The following is a 1,033-nucleotide window of genomic DNA, read 5'->3' on the forward strand; positions in this document are numbered from 1 at the left end:
CCAGGGGGTCAGCCGACCGGGGCCAGGGGGTCAGCCGACCGGGGCGAGGCGTCCGGTCCCGGCGGGGCCACTGCCCGTGGAGCCCGGCCCGGCGGAACCAGAGGCGGGGGCGGGGGCGGGTGAGCCGTCCGGCCGGGCCATCAGGATGGAACGCTGCAGCTTGCTCAGCGCCGCCGACGGTTCCAGGCCCAGACTGCGCACCAGCGTGGCACGCAGCCGCTGGTAGGCGTCCAGGGCCTCGCCCCGGCGCCCGGAGCGGTACAGGGCCAGCATGTACTGCCCGCACAGACTCTCGTGGGTGGGATAACGGCTGACCAGCACGGTCAGCTCGGCCAGCAGCTCACGGTGGCGGCCCAGCCGCAGATCGGCCTCGATACGCTGGTCCAGCGCACACAGCCGGCTCTCCTCCAGCCGCTTGACCTGAGTGGCCAGGTGCACCCCGGCATGCACATCAGCCAGCGGCGGCCCGGACCACAACGCGAGCGCGGCCCGCAACTGCCGGGCAGCCTCCGGGAAATCCGCCGCGTCCATCGCCCGGTAACCCAGCCCGGCCAGCCGCTCGAACTCCCGCACATCACTGCCGCCCCCGCCGCTCTTGAGGAGATAACCACCCGGCACTGTCAGCAGCACATCCTTGGCCGTACGGGCATCAGCCGCATCCGGCTCAAGCGCCGCAGTGATCAGCTCCCGCAGCTGCAGAATGTACGTCTGCAGCGTCGGCCGCGCACTGCGGGGCGGCCTGCCACCCCACAACTCCTCACTCAGCATGCCCACCGGCACCATCTGATCGGCCTGCACCACCAGCAGCGCCAGCACCTGCCGCGGCTTGGGAGCGGTCGGAGTAATCGAAAAACCCTTCTCCCGCACAGCAAGAGTGCCGAGTATGTCGGTATCCACGCCATCTCCCCTGTCCGTCCACTGCGGTCTGCCGAACCCCTCACACCCCACCAACACCCAGGCCCCCAAAAACCCCAGACCCAACCCCAACCCCAGAACCAGACCCAGACCCAGAACCGGACCCGGAACCTCCCGC

The 1,033-nt window shown here is 70.5% G+C and carries 1 protein-coding gene; it reads right to left on the reverse strand.

Annotated elements, in window-relative coordinates:
• Window positions 1-30 precede the first annotated feature (30 nt).
• Window positions 31-897: an AfsR/SARP family transcriptional regulator gene (locus AQJ27_RS51265; protein ID WP_067385968.1), complete on the reverse strand. Its 867-nt coding sequence runs from the start codon at window positions 895-897 to the stop codon at window positions 31-33.
• Between the last annotated feature and the right edge of the window lie 136 nt (window positions 898-1,033).

The sequence above is a fragment of the Streptomyces olivochromogenes genome (assembly GCF_001514115.1).
Taxonomy (GTDB): domain Bacteria; phylum Actinomycetota; class Actinomycetes; order Streptomycetales; family Streptomycetaceae; genus Streptomyces; species Streptomyces olivochromogenes.